This is a genomic window from Streptomyces sp. NPDC020780, assembly GCF_044334475.1.
In the GTDB taxonomy this organism is placed as follows: domain Bacteria; phylum Actinomycetota; class Actinomycetes; order Streptomycetales; family Streptomycetaceae; genus Streptomyces.
In genome coordinates, this window is the sequence record NZ_JBIRTB010000003.1 from 336079 (window position 1) to 352990 (window position 16912).

18 protein-coding genes and 1 pseudogene are annotated in these 16912 nt (G+C 72.2%); 11 read left to right on the forward strand and 8 right to left on the reverse strand.

The window, feature by feature from the left end; all coding sequences use genetic code 11:
- Positions 1–147 precede the first annotated feature (147 nt).
- Complete coding sequence (locus tag ACH4VO_RS07685; RefSeq protein WP_360984870.1) at positions 148–978, forward strand: DeoR/GlpR family DNA-binding transcription regulator; 831 nt, start codon at positions 148–150, stop codon at positions 976–978.
- A gap of 57 nt (positions 979–1035) precedes the next feature.
- A complete protein-coding gene (locus ACH4VO_RS07690) occupies positions 1036–1470 on the forward strand; it encodes an SRPBCC family protein (RefSeq protein ID WP_360984867.1) in 435 nt (144 codons plus the stop codon).
- Between the two features lie 54 nt (positions 1471–1524).
- On the opposite strand, the gene ACH4VO_RS07695 is transcribed toward ACH4VO_RS07690, so the two are convergent.
- Positions 1525–2658 carry a PLP-dependent cysteine synthase family protein gene (locus ACH4VO_RS07695; RefSeq protein WP_360984864.1) on the reverse strand — a complete coding sequence of 378 codons (1134 nt, stop codon included), beginning with the start codon at positions 2656–2658 and terminating at the stop codon, positions 1525–1527.
- 229 nt (positions 2659–2887) lie between these two features.
- On the opposite strand from ACH4VO_RS07695, the gene ACH4VO_RS07700 reads away from it, so the two are divergent.
- The 4 genes from ACH4VO_RS07700 to ACH4VO_RS07715 all read left to right on the forward strand — a co-directional run bounded on the left by ACH4VO_RS07700 (position 2888) and on the right by ACH4VO_RS07715 (position 5373).
- A complete protein-coding gene (locus ACH4VO_RS07700) occupies positions 2888–3202 on the forward strand; it encodes a hypothetical protein (protein WP_360984861.1) in 315 nt (104 codons plus the stop codon).
- A 218-nt stretch (positions 3203–3420) separates the two neighbouring features.
- Positions 3421–3945, forward strand: a complete 525-nt coding sequence (locus tag ACH4VO_RS07705; RefSeq protein WP_360984858.1) for an ATP-binding protein — start codon at positions 3421–3423, stop codon at positions 3943–3945.
- Positions 3946–4199: 254 nt separating this feature from the next.
- Positions 4200–4769 (forward strand): TetR/AcrR family transcriptional regulator, encoded by a 570-nt coding sequence (locus tag ACH4VO_RS07710; RefSeq protein ID WP_360984855.1) that lies wholly within the window; start codon positions 4200–4202, stop codon positions 4767–4769.
- A gap of 10 nt (positions 4770–4779) precedes the next feature.
- A complete protein-coding gene (locus ACH4VO_RS07715; RefSeq protein ID WP_360984852.1) occupies positions 4780–5373 on the forward strand; it encodes a DUF4865 family protein in 594 nt (197 codons plus the stop codon).
- Here the strand turns inward: ACH4VO_RS07715 and ACH4VO_RS07720 are convergent, their stop codons facing one another.
- Positions 5374–6588 carry an ROK family protein gene (locus tag ACH4VO_RS07720; protein ID WP_360984849.1) on the reverse strand — a complete coding sequence of 405 codons (1215 nt, stop codon included), beginning with the start codon at positions 6586–6588 and terminating at the stop codon, positions 5374–5376.
- Positions 6589–6845: 257 nt separating this feature from the next.
- On the opposite strand from ACH4VO_RS07720, the gene ACH4VO_RS07725 reads away from it, so the two are divergent.
- The 3 genes and pseudogenes from ACH4VO_RS07725 to ACH4VO_RS07735 all read left to right on the forward strand — a co-directional run.
- Entirely contained in the window at positions 6846–7211 is a 366-nt protein-coding gene (locus tag ACH4VO_RS07725) for an SCO4225 family membrane protein (RefSeq protein WP_360984846.1), read from the forward strand.
- 164 nt (positions 7212–7375) lie between these two features.
- Complete coding sequence (locus ACH4VO_RS07730; RefSeq protein ID WP_360984843.1) at positions 7376–7663, forward strand: DUF6332 family protein; 288 nt, start codon at positions 7376–7378, stop codon at positions 7661–7663.
- A 183-nt stretch (positions 7664–7846) separates the two neighbouring features.
- A pseudogene (locus ACH4VO_RS07735) lies at positions 7847–7948 on the forward strand (SDR family NAD(P)-dependent oxidoreductase); the annotation flags it as partial.
- 353 nt (positions 7949–8301) lie between these two features.
- On the opposite strand, the gene ACH4VO_RS07740 reads toward ACH4VO_RS07735, so the two are convergent.
- Together ACH4VO_RS07740 and ACH4VO_RS07745 are read right to left on the reverse strand one after the other, a co-directional pair.
- The gene (locus ACH4VO_RS07740) at positions 8302–8532 is read right to left on the reverse strand and encodes a 4-oxalocrotonate tautomerase family protein (RefSeq protein ID WP_360984840.1); all 231 of its coding nucleotides are present in this window, start codon (positions 8530–8532) and stop codon (positions 8302–8304) included.
- Between the two features lie 259 nt (positions 8533–8791).
- Positions 8792–9574, reverse strand: coding sequence for an SDR family oxidoreductase (locus tag ACH4VO_RS07745; RefSeq protein ID WP_360984837.1), 783 nt, complete (start codon positions 9572–9574; stop codon positions 8792–8794).
- Between the two features lie 157 nt (positions 9575–9731).
- Here ACH4VO_RS07745 and ACH4VO_RS07750 point away from each other — a divergent pair, with 157 nt between their 5' ends.
- The gene (locus ACH4VO_RS07750) at positions 9732–10610 is read left to right on the forward strand and encodes a helix-turn-helix transcriptional regulator (protein ID WP_360985078.1); all 879 of its coding nucleotides are present in this window, start codon (positions 9732–9734) and stop codon (positions 10608–10610) included.
- Here the strand turns inward: ACH4VO_RS07750 and ACH4VO_RS07755 are convergent.
- Both ACH4VO_RS07755 and ACH4VO_RS07760 read right to left on the reverse strand, forming a co-directional pair.
- Positions 10579–11082: a MerR family transcriptional regulator gene (locus tag ACH4VO_RS07755; RefSeq protein WP_360984834.1), complete on the reverse strand. Its 504-nt coding sequence runs from the start codon at positions 11080–11082 to the stop codon at positions 10579–10581. The genes ACH4VO_RS07750 and ACH4VO_RS07755 overlap by 32 nt on opposite strands.
- Positions 11083–11329: 247 nt before the next feature.
- Positions 11330–12565 carry a geranylgeranyl reductase family protein gene (locus ACH4VO_RS07760; protein ID WP_360984831.1) on the reverse strand — a complete coding sequence of 412 codons (1236 nt, stop codon included), beginning with the start codon at positions 12563–12565 and terminating at the stop codon, positions 11330–11332.
- A 195-nt stretch (positions 12566–12760) separates the two neighbouring features.
- Here ACH4VO_RS07760 and ACH4VO_RS07765 point away from each other — a divergent pair, with 195 nt between their 5' ends.
- Positions 12761–14125 carry a dipeptidase gene (locus ACH4VO_RS07765; RefSeq protein WP_360984828.1) on the forward strand — a complete coding sequence of 455 codons (1365 nt, stop codon included), beginning with the start codon at positions 12761–12763 and terminating at the stop codon, positions 14123–14125.
- Positions 14126–14443: 318 nt separating this feature from the next.
- Here the strand turns inward: ACH4VO_RS07765 and ACH4VO_RS07770 are convergent, their stop codons facing one another.
- Positions 14444–15511, reverse strand: coding sequence for an NUDIX domain-containing protein (locus tag ACH4VO_RS07770; protein ID WP_360984825.1), 1068 nt, complete (start codon positions 15509–15511; stop codon positions 14444–14446).
- Between the two features lie 290 nt (positions 15512–15801).
- A complete protein-coding gene (locus ACH4VO_RS07775) occupies positions 15802–16770 on the reverse strand; it encodes an ROK family protein (RefSeq protein WP_360984822.1) in 969 nt (322 codons plus the stop codon).
- Between the last annotated feature and the right edge of the window lie 142 nt (positions 16771–16912).

Sequence of the window (16912 nt, forward strand, 5' to 3'; positions counted from 1 at the left end):
TCACCACTGTCCCGGACGGGAGGCCCCCGGCGCACCGCTCTCACCGAATCTCCCCAGTGGCACCTGCGCCGGGGGTGCGTGGGAGGATGACGACGTCCTGCAGGCCGCTGCCGGACCGTGCGGACTGAAGGAAGGACCGGGCCGGCGTTGAGCGAGAACCAGAACCTGCTCGCGGAGCAGCGGCGTGCCCTCATTCTCGACGAGGTGCGCAAGCGCGGTGGGGTCCGCGTCAACGAGCTGACCCGGAAGCTGAACGTCTCCGACATGACCATCCGCCGGGACCTGGACGCGCTGGCACGCCAGGGGGTCATCGAGAAGGTGCACGGCGGTGCGGTCCCGGTCGTCGAGGCGAGTACGCACGAACCGGGTTTCGAGGCGAAGTCCACGCTGGAGCTCGGCGCCAAGGAGGAGATCGCCCGGGCCGCGGCCGTGATGGCGGTGCCCGGCAGCGCGATCGCGCTGTCCGGGGGTACGACGACGTTCGCGCTGGCCCGGCACCTGCTGGACGTACCGGGGCTGACGGTGGTGACGAACTCGGTGCGGGTCGCCGACGTGTTCCACGACGCGCAGCGTCCGTCTGCGGCCGGCGGCCCGCGGCCGGGGGCCGCGACGGTGGTGCTGACCGGCGGGGTCCGTACGCCGTCGGACTCGCTCGTCGGGCCGGTCGCGGACCGCGCGATCGGTTCCCTCCACTTCGACGTGCTCTTCCTCGGGGTGCACGGGATCTCGGTCGAGGCCGGGCTATCGACCCCGAACCTGGCCGAGGCGGAGACGAACCGCCGTCTGGTCCACGCCGCCCGCCGGGTCGTGGTGGTCGCCGACCACACCAAGTGGGGCACGGTCGGGCTGAGTTCGTTCGCCTCCCTCGACCAGGTGGACACGTTGGTCACGGACGCGGGGCTGCCTGCCGGTGTGCGCCAGGAGATCGAGGAACAGCTGCCCGGTCTGGTCGTGGCGGGCGGCGCGGCGGACGAGTAGTCCGTCCGGGCGTTCCGCTCAGCGGCCCGTGGGCCTCGGACGTCCTACTATCGGAGGGTGGCCATCTTCCGGATCGAGCGTTTCACTCCCCTCCCCGTCGCCGAGGCATGGCGCCGGGTGACCGACTGGGAGCGGCACGCCGGAGCGGTTCCGCTCACCTCGGTCAGCGTCCTGACGGATCCACCCACCCGCACGGGCACGGCTTTCGTGGCGCGTACAGGAGTGGGGCCGCTCGCCTTCGACGACCCGATGGAAGTGGTGCGGTGGTCGGCGCCCGCCGCGGGCCGGGCAGGAGTGTGCGAGCTGGAGAAGCGCGGTTCCGTGGTGCTGGGCCGGGCGTCGATCGACGTCCGCCCGACCGGCTCCGGATCGCATGTCATCTGGGTCGAGGAGGTGCGGGTGCGCCTGCTGCCGCGGTGGGGCGATCCGCTGCTCTCGGCGGGGGGACGACGGGTCTTCGGTCGTGTGCTCGACACCCTGCTCGGGGACTGAGGTCCGGCCGGACAGGGGCGGGCCGGCCGGAGCGTGTCTCCCCGGTCCGGGGCTTCAGCCGGACCAGGCGCCGGTGGCGAGGAAGCGCTCGATCGTCTCCGTGTACGGCCGGATGTCGAGGTCCTGCTCGCTGAGCCAGGCGTCGGAGTAGTACTTGTCGAGGTAGCGGTCGCCCGGGTCGCAGAACAGCGTGACGACGCTGCCGGTGCGGCCCTTCTCCACCATCTCGGCCACCAGCCTGAGCGCGCTCCACAGGCCCGTACCCGTCGAGCCGCCCGCTCTGCGGCCGATGGCGCGCTCCAGTACGCGCACGGCGGCGACGGAGGCCGCGTCCGGCACCTTCATCATGCGGTCGATGGCACCGGGCACGAAGCTCGGCTCCATCCGGGGCCGGCCGATGCCTTCGATGCGTGAACCGCAGTCGCTGGTCGCCAGCGGGTCGTGGCGGGTCCATCCGTCGAAGAAGCAGGAGTTCTCCGGGTCGGGTACGCAGATCAGCGTGTCGTGCTGCATGTAGCGGACGTAGCGTCCGATGGTCGCGGAGGTGCCGCCGGTTCCGGCCGTGGCGACGATCCAGGCAGGCTCCGGGTACCGCTCCAGCCTGAGCTGCTGGTAGATGGATTCCGCGATGTTGTTGTTGCCCCGCCAGTCGGTGGCCCGCTCCGCGTAGGTGAACTGGTCCATGAAGTGGCCGCCGGTCTCGGCCGCCAGGGCCGCGGACTCCTCGTAGATCCTGCGGGCGTCGTCGACGAAGTGGCCCCGCCCGCCGTGGAATTCGATCAGCCGGCACTTCTCGGGGCTGGTGGTGCGGGGCATGACCGCGATGAAAGGTACGCCGATGAGTTTGGCGAAGTACGCCTCCGACACGGCGGTCGAGCCGCTGGACGCCTCGATGACCGGCTTGTCCGGGCGGATCCAGCCGTTGCAGAGCCCGTAGAGGAAGAGCGAGCGCGCCAGCCGGTGCTTGAGGCTGCCCGTGGGATGCGTCGACTCGTCCTTGAGGTAGAGGTCGATGCCCCATTCCTCGGGCAGCGGGAAGCGCAGGAGGTGGGTGTCCGCGGAACGGTTGGCGTCCGCCTGGACCTTGCGCACGGCCTCCTTGAGCCAGGCCCGGTACTCCGGGTCGCTGCGGTCGACGTCGACCGTGGCCTCGGGCCCGCCGTCACCTCTGTGCTCGCTTGCGTCCATCACGGGTCTCCTTCTCACGACGGCGGTCTCCGGTACCGCCCACGGTATTCCCCCCACCTGCACAAACCTTCACTTTGATGCCCCATAGCCCCTCCTTGGCGTCCGCGTACCGGGTCCACGCCCCCCGGCCGGGAGACCGGGCCGACAGGGGGCCGACAGGCCCTGGTGGGGCGGTCCGGCACAGGGCACACTTCTCAGGAGATACCGGCACGAGGGGGGCTGAGTCGTCATGGCCGAGGCAGAGTTCAGCGCGAGCGACGTCAGGATCGAGCGGTGGCCCCGCTCCCTCACCAGGGCGGGTCAGGTGATCGTCAAGGACGGCCAGGTGGCCCTGCTGACCAGTAACGGCCGGGAGATCGTCAGCGCGCCGGTGGCCAGGGTGAGGGCCGGGCGGCGGTGGTTCCTGGCGGCCGATTCGGCGGTCGCGCGGATCGACGGCGTGCGGTACCGGCTGACGATGGGCCAGCGCAACCGCAGGCCGGGCGGCGCGGCGGTCCGCAGGTTCCTGGAGGCCCTGCGGGCCCGCCCGGCCGGGCGGAGCTGACCCAGCGGTGCCCTACGCACACCGCGAGTTGCGGAGCCCAACCCCCTGAGTCACGCTGGTCACACGTCACTGAAGGTGTACCGGTGGTGACCGCGCGAGCCGCTCCGCCGGGGCCGTCCAGGGCGGACCACGCACGACCAGAACCACACACAGCAGTCAGCCATCTGCTGGATCCGTTCCTTCGTCTTCTTCCGGACCTACTTCGGGGAGTCGCAGCCGTGATCAGCGAGCCAAGCAGGCACTGCACGGTGGAGCTCCAGGCCCTGCCGTCGCGGATCGGTCAGGTCCGCAGAATCATCTCGGCGCAGTTGCGCTACTGGCATCTCGATCCTCTGATCGACCATGCGGCGCTCGGCGTCACCGAACTGCTGACCAATGTCCACCGGCATGCACAGCCGGACAAGTCGTGCACCGTCAAGATCGAGCTGCTGCTCGACCGCCTGACGGTCTCCGTCCACGACCGCGACCCCCGCCTGCCGACCGTGAACGACGCCGACGCGTCCGCCACCTCCGGGCGCGGACTGGCACTCATCGCCGCGGTCAGCGAGAACTGGGGCGTTCGGCCGGGCGACGGCGCGGGAAAGGTCGTCTGGTTCACCCTCCAGGCCCCTTCCTTCGCCTCCGCTCTGCCACCCCTGCCGGTGTACGGGTCGACGACCGACGGTCCGTTCGGCTCCGGCCCCGGGATCCTCACGGAGCCGGCGGCGGCCCGCACCCGGTTCCGGTCGACCGTCGGCGGCTGACGACAACGGCCGGGACGTGTCCTCCGGCCGGCCACCGCGCGGAACTACCCGCGGTGGCCACCGTGCGGGGCGCGTCGGCCACTTGTGACCGGCACGCTCCCCGCACCGGTGCACTGCGCCCCGGGCGGTCACGGTCACCGTCCTTGCCGTGGCGCCCGGCCGGGTCTGCCCCGGAGGGCGCGGGCCCACCTGCGTCCGGGCGGGGGGAGCCCGCCACCGTAGATTTTGTACCTACTGGTATGTACAGTGCGCCCATGAGCACTCCGGACCGTTTGATCGAGGCCACCCGGGAGCTGCTGTGGGAGCGCGGTTACGTGGGCACCAGCCCCAGGGCCGTCCAGCAGCAGGCGGGCGTGGGCCAGGGCAGCATGTACCACCACTTCGCGGGCAAGCCGGACCTGGCGCTCGCCGCCGTCGCCCGCACGGCCGCGGAGCTGCGGGAGGCGGCCGCAAGCGTCCTGGACGGCCCCGGGTCGGCGTACGAGCGGATCTCCGCCTATCTGCTGCGCGAGCGCGATGTGCTGCGGGGCTGCCCGGTGGGGCGGCTGACGATGGATCCGGAGGTCGTGGCGAGCGTCGAACTGCGCGCACCGGTGGAGGAGACGATCGCCTGGCTGCGGGCACGGCTCACCGGGATCGTCCAGGAGGGCCTGGACGGGGGCGAGTTCACGCCGGGGCTGGTTCCCGAGGAGATCGCGGCCGCCGTCGTCGCCACCGTGCAGGGCGGCTATGTCCTGGCGCGCGCCTCCGGCTCACCCGCCGCGTTCGACTCCGCGGTCAGGGGTCTGCTCGCCCTGCTCACCCCTCGTACACCGACAGTCTGAGGAGTACGCGATGCATGCGATGCAGTACGAGATCACCCTGCCCGCGGACTACGACATGGAGATCATCCGCAGGCGTGTCGCGAGCCGGGGCCACCTCCTGGACGACTTCCCGGGGCTCGGCCTCAAGGCGTACCTGAGCCGGGAACGCGGGGAGGCGTCGCCGGTCAACCAGTACGCCCCGCTGTACCTGTGGACGGCCCCCGAGGGTATGAACACCTTCCTGCGGGGTCCCGGATTCCAGGGAATCGTCGACGACTTCGGGCGCCCGGAGGTCCAGCACTGGTCGGGGCTCTCCTACCGGGAGGGCCCGGCGGCGGGCGCGGTCCCCCGTACGGCGCTCCGCCGCCGTGTCCGGATCGCGGACACGGTACGGCCGGGCGAGGCGGTGGACGCGGCGCTGGCGGAGCACCGCGCGCAGGCCGCCATGCCGGGGGCGGTCGCCACGGCGCTGGCCCTCGACCCGCGGCACTGGGAGCTGCTCCACCTCGCGCTCTGGGAGCACGAGCCCCCCGAGTCGATGCCCGGCGACCGCTACGACGTCCTGCGTCTGTCGGCACCGGAGCGCGAGGGGCTGGGTCGGGTCGCGGCGGACGCCGGGGTCTGATCAGGCCAGAGCGGCCAGCGGGTCGTCGAGCACGGGCTGCCAGGCCAGTTCGGCGGCACCCACCAGGCTGTTGTGGGCCAGGGTGCAGGACAGGATCGGCACGCTGCCGCTGCGGCCCCACAGGCTCCGGTCGGCCACCACCGCCCGGAGGCGTTCGGGATCGGCCTCCAGGAGGTCGCGGTGCAGGCCGCCGAGGACGATGCGGTCCGGGTTGAGGATGTTGACCAGGCCCGCCAGGCCGAGGCCGAGGCGGTCGATCAGTTCCTCGGCGGCGGCCCGGACACAGGGGTCGCCGTACTCCGTGCGCAGGAGGTCGCCTGCCTGCTTGAGGAGCGACTCCTCGGGGCCGGGGGCCCTGCGCGCCGAGGTGAGGAAGGCGAGCGGGTCGGTCTCCACGTCCAGGCAGCCGCGTCCACCGCAGTGGCAGGGGCGCCCCTCCGGGTTCACCGTGAGGTGTCCCACTTCCAGGGCGAGCCCCGAACTCCCGGTGTGCAGGCGGCCGTCGAGGACGAGGGCGCCGCCCACACCCCGATGGCCGGTGGCCACGCAGAGCAGGTGCTGGGCGCCGCGGCCCGCACCGTGCCGGTGCTCGGCGAGGGCCGCGAGGTTGACGTCGTTGCCGGTGAACGCCGGGCCGGTGATACCGGCCGCGCGCACGCGGGCGGAGAAGATCTCCCGGACGGGGGCCCCCGCCGGCCAGGCGAGGTGCATCGGGTTGAGGGCGGTGCCCTCCGGTTCGGCGACCGCGGAGGGGACGGCCAGGCCCGCGCCCACGCAGCGCAGTCCGCTGTCACGCAGCAGCAGGGCGCCCGCCTCGACCACCTCGCCGAGCACCTGGGCGGGGTCGGCCATGACGGTCACGCAGCCGGGCGCGGTGGCGACGATCCTGCCCCCGAGTCCCACGAGCGCGGCACGGAAGCCGTCGGAGTGCACCTGGGCGGCAAGGACGACGGGGCCGCCGTCCCGGACGGACAGCCGGTGCGAGGGGCGGCCCTGCGAGCCGGCCGCGGAGCGGGGGCTGGAGTCGACCCTGATCAGACCGAGCGCTTCCAGCTCCGCGGCCACGGCACCCGCGGTGGCACGGGTGACCCCGAGTTCGGAGGTCAGGACGGCACGGGTGGGTGCCCGGCCGGTGTGCACCAGCTCCAGGGCGGGCCCGAGCGCACTGCGGCCCCTCTCCAGCTTCGTCCGCGTAGTGGTCGGCTTGCCGTTCATGGGGGCGAGTCTCCCATGATCCGGAGCCGCCGCCGACGCTCCGGCGCCCCGTACCGTTCACCGGCCGGTCACGGGCGCCGATGGGCTCGCGTACGTCGCGGGAGCCACCCTACGCCCATTTTGTGCCGCCGCTGAACAAAACGGAACCTCCCCTGGGCGGGTGGCGTACACGTGAGCGATTTGAGTAGCCGTACTCAGGCACGAGCGGCTCCCCCGGCGCACTCTGGAGGTCTCGATCCGACCTCCGGGAGCTGGACATGACCGACCTGACGAAGAACGCGCGACTGCGGACCCTGGCCCGGCTGACCTTCGGCAACGCGGCCTCCCGCGTCTATCTCGGCCTCGTCGTGGCAGTCGCGGTGTTCGTCGCCGTCGACGCCCTGTTCGTGGCGCACGACGATGCCTCGTTCGCCGGTGTCTGGCTGTTCTTCCTGGCCGCGCCCACCGTGTTCGTCTTCTTCGTGGGCAGCTCACTGGCGGGTGCGGAGACGGCCGGCCCCGCCTGGTTCGTCTACCTCGGCCTGATCGTGTCGGTGCTCGTGCAGGCCTGTGCGCTGGGCTGGTTCTCGCGGCTGCTGCGCGGCGCCGGACGCGGTCGCTCGACCCGCCCCCAGGGCGCTTGACGCGCCCGGCGGAATCCCGTCCGCGGAGATCCGGGGCACGCGCACGCCGCGGAGGGCCGCGCACTGCCGGGCCGTACCGCCCCCCTCGCAGGGCAGCCGCTCGCTCGGTCACCGGTGCGCCACCGATCCTTGCTGTCACCCAACACCCCTGCGACACTTCGGACATGGGGCGACGTACGCAGGCGGAACGGGACGCGATGACCGTCGAGATCGGTTATGCCGTCGTGAGCGGTGCCCTGGTGGCCGTGGCCACGTTCTCCGGCATCCTTCTTCCCGCACTGTTCCTCGATCTGCCCGATGCCGGCGAACGCCTCCTGGCCACGGCAGGGACGGTGCTCGGCGCGCTGGCATGCGTGGTGCGGGTGGTCCATGTGCTGTGGCGCTTCCCGCACGCCGGGGAAGGCCGGCGCCTGCCGGGCGGCCGGGTGGGCCGTACGGGCCGTGACGCGTAGGCCGTGGTGACGAGCCGAGCCGCAGCACCGCCCGGGCGTCACGTGGTCCGGGGGTGCGCCGAACACACCCTGCGCGAAAGCCAGGTCGCCTGACGAGGCCGGCGCGACCGGAAGCCCGGGCACCCGCCTCGGCCGGCCGACGAGGTCGGTCCGGCCACAGAAATTTCGTCTCGCACAATCGTCATGGTGATGGTTGCGATTGAGCAAGTCACCGGCGCCTCCAGCGGCATCGGCCTGGCGATCGCCCGCCGTTTCGCCGCCGAAGGCGCGACCGTCCACCTGACCCTCTACCTGGCCGGTGGCCACAGCACTTTCACCACCGGTGCGGAACTGCTCGCCGACGGGGCCGCCATACCACTCTGACCCGCCGGTTCGTACGGCGATGTCAGTTGTGTGGTTGAGGTGGGGCAGGACTGCCGGTGGAGGTTGTGTCGGCGGTTACTTCCCTGCGGGCTTTCCGGTGCGGGCCCAAGGGCTGTCCCGCACTTCCCCGTGGATCGGCGCGCGGCGTCGGATGCGTGCATCGCTAGGAGGAGCGTCCGCATATCGGATGTATGCGGACGTTCCGACAACGCGGCAAGGTGCCGCAGCTGTCGTCGCGCGCCCGCCGGAAGTCGCGGGACGACTCTTGGACAAGATCAGGCGCCGCCGGGGTCGCTCGGTGTCGCTTCGCCGAGCATGGCGAGGGTCAGCACGTTGCCGGAGATGCCCCAGCCGCCGTCCGCGACCTCTTCGACCAGAACCATGGTGGTGTTGCGGGCGCGCTCGCCGTAGATCTCGACATACAGCTCGGTGGTGCGGGTGACGATCTCCTCCTTCTGCTTCGGGGTGAGGGTCTTCTCGGGGACCTTGAAGTTCGCGAAAGGCATGGCTGGTTGTTCCTTCTCTCAGTGGGGAGTTGCAGGGGAAGAACTGTCTGCGGTGAGCGGCTGTCCGGTCCGAGGCGGCGGAAGAAGTCGGCGCGGAGGCGGTCGGCAACCGCGGAGACGACTTCGCGGCGAGGGCCGGAGCGCACGCACGGGCAGTACCCCGATGCCGCTGGAGTTCCGGGTGTCGAGGACGACACGCCCTGTTTCGTCGTTCCTCATGACGGGGCCTTCCGTTGATCGGCCGGGGGTTGCGGGCGGGTCAGATGATTCCGCCGTTGGCGCGGATGACCTGTCCGTTGATCCAGTGGCCGGCCGGGGAGGCCAGGAACGCGACGACCTCGGCGATGTCGGCCGGGGTACCGAGGCGCTCCAGCGGGGACTGGGCGGCCAGGCGGGCGATGGTCTCCTCGTCCTTGCCGTCCAGGAACAAGGCGGTGGCCGTGGGGCCGGGCGCGACGGTGTTGGCGGTGACGTCCCGGCCCCGCAGCTCCCGGGCCAGGATGAGCGTCAGCGCCTCGACCGCGCCCTTACTGGCGGCGTACGCGCCGTAGCCCGGGAAGGCCAGCCCCACCACGGAGGTGGAGAATGTCACGATCGCGCCGCCGGGGCGCACACGACGGGCGGCCTGCTGGACGACGACGAACGTGCCGCGGATATTGGTGCGGTGCAGGTCGTCCAGGACGGCCAGGTCCAGCTCGGCGATCGGAGCCAGGTGCATCCGCCCGGCCGCGTGCACGACGACGTCGACGCCGCCGAACTCGCCTTCGGCAGCGTCGAACAAGGCCGTGACTGCCTGTTCGTCGGCGACGTCCGCGCGCACTGCGATCGCCAGGCCACCGTCGGCGACGACTTCTCTCGCGGCGGCTTCGGCCTCGTCCCGGTTACCGGCATAGCCGACCACGACGGCGTACCCGTCGGCGGCCAGCCGACCGACGGTCCGGTGGCCGATGCCGCGGGAGCCGCCGGTGACGATCGCGACGCGGGGTGAGGCGGAGCGCCGGGCCGAGGCAGCGGTCCCGTCGCGGGAAGTGGGGTCGGGCATAGGTGGCTCCTGCTGTGGATGGGGTCGGGCCGCGGCCTCGCCGTTGCCCTGCTGTGTCCTCCACGATGGGCCGGTACCCCGTCCGCAGCCAGGGCTGCGTGCACCCGGGGGATGCCACCCCCTGGCTGCGCTGCGGCGTATGAGCGACCATGAAGGGGTGAACCTTCCAGAGCTCGGTGCCTTCCTCAGGACACGCCGCGACCGCATCCGACCCGCCGAGGTCGGTCTGCCCCACGGCCCGCGCCGGCGCGTTCCCGGGCTGCGCCGCGAGGAAGTCGCGCAGCTGGCAGGGCTGTCGGCCGACTACTACACCGAACTGGAACGCGGTAGCGCAAGGAACGGCGTGCAGCCCTCGACCCAGACCCTGGCCGCCCTCGCCCGCGCCCTGCGCCTGAACGGCGACGAGCGCGACCACCTGTTCCACCTGGCCGAACGGCCGGTCCCCCCGCCGGTACACGGACCATCGGCACACGTGCAGCCCGCGCTTCTCGGGCTCCTGGACCGGCTCTCCAACACCCCCGCGCGCGTCATCACCGACCTGCACGAAACCCTGGTGGAAAACGACCTGGCCCGGGCCCTGCTCGGCAGGTCCCCGGCACACCGCGGCCCGGGGGCGAGCTTCGTGTACCGCTGGTTCACCGACCCGCAGGCACGCGAGATCTACCCGCCCGAGGACCACCCGCACCACTCCCGGGTGTTCGTGTCCGACCTCCAGGCGGCGGCCGCCCGGCACGGCCGGGACGCGGAGGCCACGAAGATGGTCGCCGCGCTACGCCGCCGCAGCCAGGAGTTCGCAGCCCTCTGGGACACCCACGACGTCGCAGTGCGCCGCATGGACCACAAGAGGATCGTCCACCCCATGCTCGGTGTCATCGAACTCGACTGCTACAACCTCCTCAGCGAGGACGGACGCCAACGCCTGCTGTGGTTCACCGCCCCGCCCGGCAGCCCGGGAGCCGAGCAACTGGAACTACTGTCCGTCATAGGGACCCAGGAGCTGAGCGTCACGGAGGGCATGGCACCGGAGAAGCGCTGACCCCGCCGCAGAGGGGGAAGAAATCCGACGCGAGGGCGGCGGGCATGATCAGCGTGGTGAAACTGCCCTGGTCCGCGGAACGCACGATGACAGGGCGATCATCCACGGCGGAGATCTCCAGCAGGACGTCGGGCCCGGCACCGGCCTCCAGCGCGGGGCCCAGAACGGCGGGGTCGACACCGATCCGCCGGGGCAGGTCGTCGTGGCAGACCGCCGGCAGGGTGACGGCGCCGGAGTGATCGGCCCCGAGCACCACGGTGACGTCGGCCAGCGGCAGTCCCGCTTCTCGCAGACCCCGCAGGAGCGCGGCACGGGTTTCCTGAGCAGGACTGCAGAAGCGGTACCCCGTCGCCCCGTCCACCCAGGCCGGCCGCAGAACGCGGCAGTCGTCGTAGAAGGGCAGGGCGCTCGGGGCGAGCCCGACCCGCCGCCCGAAGGCGCTGATGCTCAGCAGATCAGTGGTGCCTTCCATGGCCCCGATTGCCGGCCTTCATCCCACATGAAGGTCAACCAGCTCTCGCCGGGTGCCGCGCCACCGACCGGTACGGAGCTCCCTCGGCGTCAACCGCCGAAGGGCTCGAGAGCCGACCACCGGGTCGCCGCCTCCTGTCCCCACGCCTCCGGTCGCGATCCGTTGCGCCGCCCTCCGCATCCGGCGCCCCGGTCCCGGACCGGGCGGGCTCGGACGGGTCCGCCCGGGGTCGGGACGCGGTATGGCCTCAGCGGTCCAGAGCGGACAAGGCCCGCTGCGCCAGCGGATGCGTCCGGACGAGTTCGGCCAGCGACGTGGTTCCCCGGGTGATCCCGGCGAACGCCTTCCACGCGGGGCGGAAGCCGGTCAGCACCGCGTGCAGCACTCCGGGGCGCCGCTCGAACAGCTTGAGCATGCGGCGGCCGACGCCCATCTCGACACCCAGCCCCGCCTTGATCGCGAAGGCGTAGTTGAGTGCCTGGCGCCGGGCGTCGACGGCATCGTGCGCTTCCGCGATCCGTACCGCCCACTCGCCCGCGAGCCGGCCGGACCGCAGGGCGAAGGAGATGCCTTCCCTGGTCCACGGTTCCAGGAGTCCGGCCGCGTCGCCGCAGACGACCACCCGGCCGCGGGAGAGCGGCGAGTCCTCGCTGCGGCAGCGTGTCAGATGTCCGGAGGAGATGGTCGGTTCGAAACCGGCGAGGCCCAGCCGGCCGATGAAGTCCTCCAGATAGCGCTTGGTACCTGCACCGTCGCCGCGGGCCGCGATCACTCCGACGGTCAGTGTGTCCCCCTTGGGGAAGACCCAGCCGTAACTCCCGGGAATGGGGCCCCAGTCGATCAGCACCCGCCCCGCCCAGTCCTCGGCGACCGTAGCGGGGACCGGGATCTCGGCCTCGAGGCCGAGATCCACCTGGTCGAGCTTCACCCCGACATGGGCTCCTATGCGGCCGGCGCTGCCGTCCGCACCCACGACCGCCCGGGCGAGGACCGTCTCACCGCCGGCCAGTACCACGGCTACCGTGCGCCGGTCCGGAACGGCGGGACCGTGCTGCTCCACCCGCGTCACCGACACGCCGGTGCGCAGTTCGGCACCCGCCTTCTGCGCCTGCTCCACCAGGCCGGCATCGAACTCCGGCCGGTTGATCAGCCCGAAGAGCATGCGCTTGGACCTGCGGGTCCGGGACAGCTTCCCGTTCAACGAGAACGTCACTGCGTGGATCCGGTCCTTCAGGGGAAGTTCGAACCCCGGGGGCAGGGAGTCCCGGGAGAATCCGATGATCCCGCCGCCGCACGTCTTGTACCGGGGCAGCTCCGCCTTCTCCAGCAGCAGCACCCGACGGCCTGCGACGGCTGCCGCGTACGCCGCGGAAGCTCCGGCCGGACCCGCGCCGACCACGACGACGTCCCACACCGACAACTCCTGCGGTACCGACGACGTCTCTTCCGGCTCACGTCCGGCGTCTGCGTTCTCGCTGCTCACGATGTGCTTCTGCTCCCGATCCCGACCAGTGGCCCCAACTGCTCACGGCATCCTACGGCGCGCGGCCCCCCGGCCTCGCTGTGGGAGTATCAGCCATGATTTCGTCGTACATGCGACGCCGCACCCCCGGTGTCGCCGCCGGACGCGCACACGGCGCGCCGCAGACCTGACGTCGCACCCACGAGGAGCGTGCCCATGACCGCCCGTCCGATGACCGAGACCGTTGCCTCGCTGATGCCCTGCGCGAAGACGGAACTGGCCGAACTGGTGGCCTTCCGGTCGGTGGCGGACCCCGCGCAGTTCCCGAAGAGCGAGTGCGAGGCGGCGGCCGACTGGGTCGCCGACGCACTGCGCGCCGAGGACTTCCAGGACGTCGCCCTGCTCGACACCCCCGACGGCACCCGGTCGGTGTACGGCCGGCTGCCCGGCCCGGCAGGCGCGCCGACGGTCCTGCTGTACGCGCACTACGACGTGCAGCCGCCGCTGGACGAGTCGGCCTGGATCTCCCCGCCCTTCAAGCTGACCGAGCGCGACGGCCGCTGGTTCGGCCGGGGGGCCGCGGACTGCAAGGGCGGCTTCATCATGCACCTGCTCGCGCTGCGCGCCCTCAAGGCGAACGGCGGCGTCCCCGTCACGGTCAAGGTGATCGTGGAAGGGTCCGAGGAGCAGGGGACCGGTGGTCTCGAACAGTACGCGCAGGCGCACCCGGAGCTGCTCGCCGCCGACACCGTCGTCATCGGTGACACCGGCAACTTCCGGGTCGGCCTGCCCACCGTCACGTCCACGCTGCGGGGCATGACCATGCTGCGCGTACGGCTGGACACCCTCGAAGGCAACCTGCACTCCGGGCAGTTCGGCGGAGCCGCCCCGGACGCGCTGGCCGCGATGATCCAGCTGCTGTCGACGCTGCGCGCGGCGGACGGCACAACGACGGTCGACGGGCTGCCCTCGGACGCGGTGTGGGACGGACTGCAGTACCCGGAGGGCGAGTTCCGCCAGGACGCCAAGGTGCTGGACGGGGTGGAGCTGATCGGCACGGGTACGGTCGCGGACCGCATCTGGGCACGCCCCGCGGTGACCGTCATCGGTATCGACTGTCCCCCGGTGGTCGGCGCCACGCCGTCGCTGCAGGCGAGCGCGCAGGCACAGGTCAGTCTGCGGGTGCCGCCGGGTCAGGACGCGGCCGAGGCGACCGGACTGCTGATCGCCCACCTCGAGTCCCACGCACCGTGGGGTGCCCGGGTCTCGATCGAACAGGTCGGTCAGGGACAGCCGTTCCGCGCCGACGTCGGCAGCCCCGCGTACACGGCGATGGCGGACGCCATGCGGGTCGCCTACCCGGGTGAGGAGATGCAGGTCTCCGGCATGGGCGGCTCGATCCCCCTGTGCAACACCCTCGCGGAGCTGTACCCGGACGCCGAGATCCTCCTGATAGGGCTCAGCGAGCCGGAGGCGCAGATCCACGCGGTGAACGAGAGCGTGTCGCCCGAGGAGCTGGAACGGCTGTCGGTCGCGGAGGCGCTGTTCCTCCGGAACTACGCGGAGTCCAAGAAGGCTTGAGGACGGCGAGCGGGACCGGCCGCGCCGACACCGCCCACCCACCGCACGCACCACGGCGACGCCGCCCGGAGCACGTGCTCCGGGCGGCGTCGGGCCTGTACCCCGTCCCACGGCATGACCTGACGCGCAGGCAGACCCGACGCGGAGGCACGACCCCACCCGGACGCACGTCCTGAGGAGCAGCCGCGACCGCCGCACGGTGACCGGAACCTGTCACCGTTGACCGCGGAGCGACCGGGACCTGCCACCGTCGACCGCGTGGCGACCGGAACCTGCCATCGCCGGCACGTTGACCGCGACCTGCCACCACCCGTCGGGTCATGGCCGGAAGCTGCCACCGGCGGGCCGGCCGCCCACCGGTACCCCCGCCTCCAGGTTCAGCACGGCGGACCGTTCCCGGGCCCGCAGGGCCCAGCGCAGCCGCTCGTAGTGGGTGGGCGGCAGCAGGGAGGCCGCCTCCTCCTCGGTCACGAACCGCCAGCCGCGCAGCTCCGCGCCGGGCAGCAGCAGCCGGGAGGCGACCTCGCCGTGCAGCAGCCCGCCGTCGAAAAGGAAGCGCAACCCGCCGTACCCGGGCGGTTTCGGGGCCTCCCAGTCGACCACCAGGAGCTTGGGTGCCGTCCCGAGGTGGAGGCCGAGTTCCTCGGCGACCTCCCTCATCCCGGCCTGGGCCGGCGCCTCCCCGGGCTCCACCACCCCACCGGGGAACTCCCAGCCGGGCTTGTAGGTCGGGTCGACCAGCAGGACACGGTCCTGTTCGTCGAAGAGCAGGACGCCGGAGGCGACGGTCTCCGCCCGCGGTTCGGGCGTCTGGACTATCCCGCACTCCCTGGCCTCACCCGTACGCAGCGCCTCCGCGATGCGTACGGCCGTCGCGCGCGGGGTGAGCGTGCTGGTGTCGATCAGGTGGGCGTCCTCCGTGATCCAGTCGAGCGCCGCCCGGTAGTACCCGATGTGTTCGTACGCCCCCTGCCGTGTCCGCTCGCTCTGCTCCGGATCGTCCGCGAACTCCTCGCGGTCGGCCATCCGTCCTCGCAGGATCGTTTCCTCGGGTGCAAGCAGCACGTGACGCACCGGAATGCGGCGGGAGGCGAGCCCTCCGAAGATCTCGTCGCGATACTCCTGTCTCAGCAGCGTCATGGGCACCACGAGAACCCCCGGCAGTTCGGCCAGCAGGGCGGCGGCCGTGTCCACCACCAGACGCCGCCAGATCGGGAGGTCCTGGAAGTCGGTCACCTCGGCAAGCTTCTTCCGAGGCAGTAGGTGGTGCAGTGACCCTCCGATCAGTTCGGGGTCGTAGAAGGTGCTGTTCGGGATCAGATCGATCAGTTCGTACGCGGCACTGGTCTTTCCCGCGCCGGCCGCACCGTTGATCCAGACGATCACGGGTCCCCCTCATCCGTAGCCCCCTGTGGCTTGCCCGCAACACCCCTCTGCGGAAACCCCACCGGAGCGATGCCGTTGTGCACCCGGACGCCGCGACGGCCGCCGGGGGCGTCCAACTGTACGAGTCCGGACAGCCGTCCGGCCGTGACGGGCACCGCCCGCAAGCCGTTCGAGCGGACAGGCGCGGGGCCCGGGGAGGAGGCCGGCCCGGCGTGGTGCGCGGTGCTGCGGCAGCCCCGCAGGCAGGACACCGGCCGGACCCGGCGCGACGCCGAGGCGCGGGCGCGAGGCTACTGCGCGGCCACAGGCCGCCCGGCGCCGACGGCCCCCAGGGGGACCGCCGCGGCGGCGGCCGCCGCGCCCACCAGGCCCGCGTCGGTCCCCATGACCGCGGGTGCCACCGTGAGGCCCTGGACGAAGGAAAGCGTGGCGTACTCACGCAGGAACCGCCGCAGCGGCGCGAACAGCACGTCCGCCGCCCCGGCCACTCCCCCGCCGATCACCGCGATGTCGATCTCGACCAGGGTGGCGGTCGCGGCGATGCCGGCCGCGAGCGCCCGGGCGGCCCGCTCGTACGAGGCGATGGCGACCGGGTCGCCGGCCCGGGCGGCGGCGGCCACGGCCGCTGCCGTCGCATCACCGTCCCGGCCGGGGAGCCAGCCGTTCTCCAGCGCCCGCCGGGCGATGTTCGGGCCGCTGGCGAGACGTTCGAGGCAGCCGCGTGCGCCGCACGGGCAGAGGTCACCGTCCAGGTCGACGCTGATGTGGCCGATGTGCCCGGCGTTACCCGTGGGGCCGGGGTGGAGCCTGCCGCCGAGGACGAGTCCGCCGCCGACCCCCGTGGAGACCACCATGCACAGCGCGTTGTCGTATCCGCGGGCGGCACCCAGCCAGTGCTCGGCAGCCGTCACCGCGACCCCGTCGCCGACCAGGACGACGGGCAGCCCGCCGGTCGCCCTGGCGACCCTCTCCACCAGCGGGAAGTCCCGCCAGCCCGGAACGTTCACCGGGCTGACCGTGCCCGCCGACGCGTCCACCGGCCCGGCGCTGCCGATGCCGACCCTGCCCGCCCTGTGCCACAGCGGGGACGCCATGAGTTCGGCCAGGACCTCGTCCACCGCCCCCATCACCGCCTCCGCATCCTCCTGGGCGGGCGTCGGCCGCCGCGCCCGTACGAGGAGTGCTCCGCCACCGTCCACCAACGCTCCGGCGATCTTGGTGCCGCCGATGTCGAGCGCGGCGACGAGGTCGGTATGCATCGGTGTCGTCTCTCCGGAGGGGTGAGGGCGCCGGGCCTGCGGCTTCCGTCAATGGGTCCGCTCAGTCTCCCCGGATATGACAACGTTGTCCAGGGCCTATGCTCGACGCCACAGCCTCCGGCCCCCCGCAGCCCCATCGAAA

Coding starts and splice junctions, on each gene's coding strand:
- ACH4VO_RS07695 (WP_360984864.1), bottom strand. CDS start 2,658: ATGGACGCAAGCGAGCACAGAGGTGACGGCGGGCCCGAGGCCACGGTC.
- ACH4VO_RS07700 (WP_360984861.1), top strand. CDS start 2,888: ATGGCCGAGGCAGAGTTCAGCGCGAGCGACGTCAGGATCGAGCGGTGG.
- ACH4VO_RS07710 (WP_360984855.1), top strand. CDS start 4,200: ATGAGCACTCCGGACCGTTTGATCGAGGCCACCCGGGAGCTGCTGTGG.
- ACH4VO_RS07715 (WP_360984852.1), top strand. CDS start 4,780: ATGCATGCGATGCAGTACGAGATCACCCTGCCCGCGGACTACGACATG.
- ACH4VO_RS07720 (WP_360984849.1), bottom strand. CDS start 6,588: ATGAACGGCAAGCCGACCACTACGCGGACGAAGCTGGAGAGGGGCCGC.
- ACH4VO_RS07725 (WP_360984846.1), top strand. CDS start 6,846: ATGACCGACCTGACGAAGAACGCGCGACTGCGGACCCTGGCCCGGCTG.
- ACH4VO_RS07730 (WP_360984843.1), top strand. CDS start 7,376: ATGGGGCGACGTACGCAGGCGGAACGGGACGCGATGACCGTCGAGATC.
- ACH4VO_RS07740 (WP_360984840.1), bottom strand. CDS start 8,532: ATGCCTTTCGCGAACTTCAAGGTCCCCGAGAAGACCCTCACCCCGAAG.
- ACH4VO_RS07745 (WP_360984837.1), bottom strand. CDS start 9,574: ATGCCCGACCCCACTTCCCGCGACGGGACCGCTGCCTCGGCCCGGCGC.
- ACH4VO_RS07755 (WP_360984834.1), bottom strand. CDS start 11,082: ATGGAAGGCACCACTGATCTGCTGAGCATCAGCGCCTTCGGGCGGCGG.
- ACH4VO_RS07765 (WP_360984828.1), top strand. CDS start 12,761: ATGACCGCCCGTCCGATGACCGAGACCGTTGCCTCGCTGATGCCCTGC.
- ACH4VO_RS07775 (WP_360984822.1), bottom strand. CDS start 16,770: ATGCATACCGACCTCGTCGCCGCGCTCGACATCGGCGGCACCAAGATC.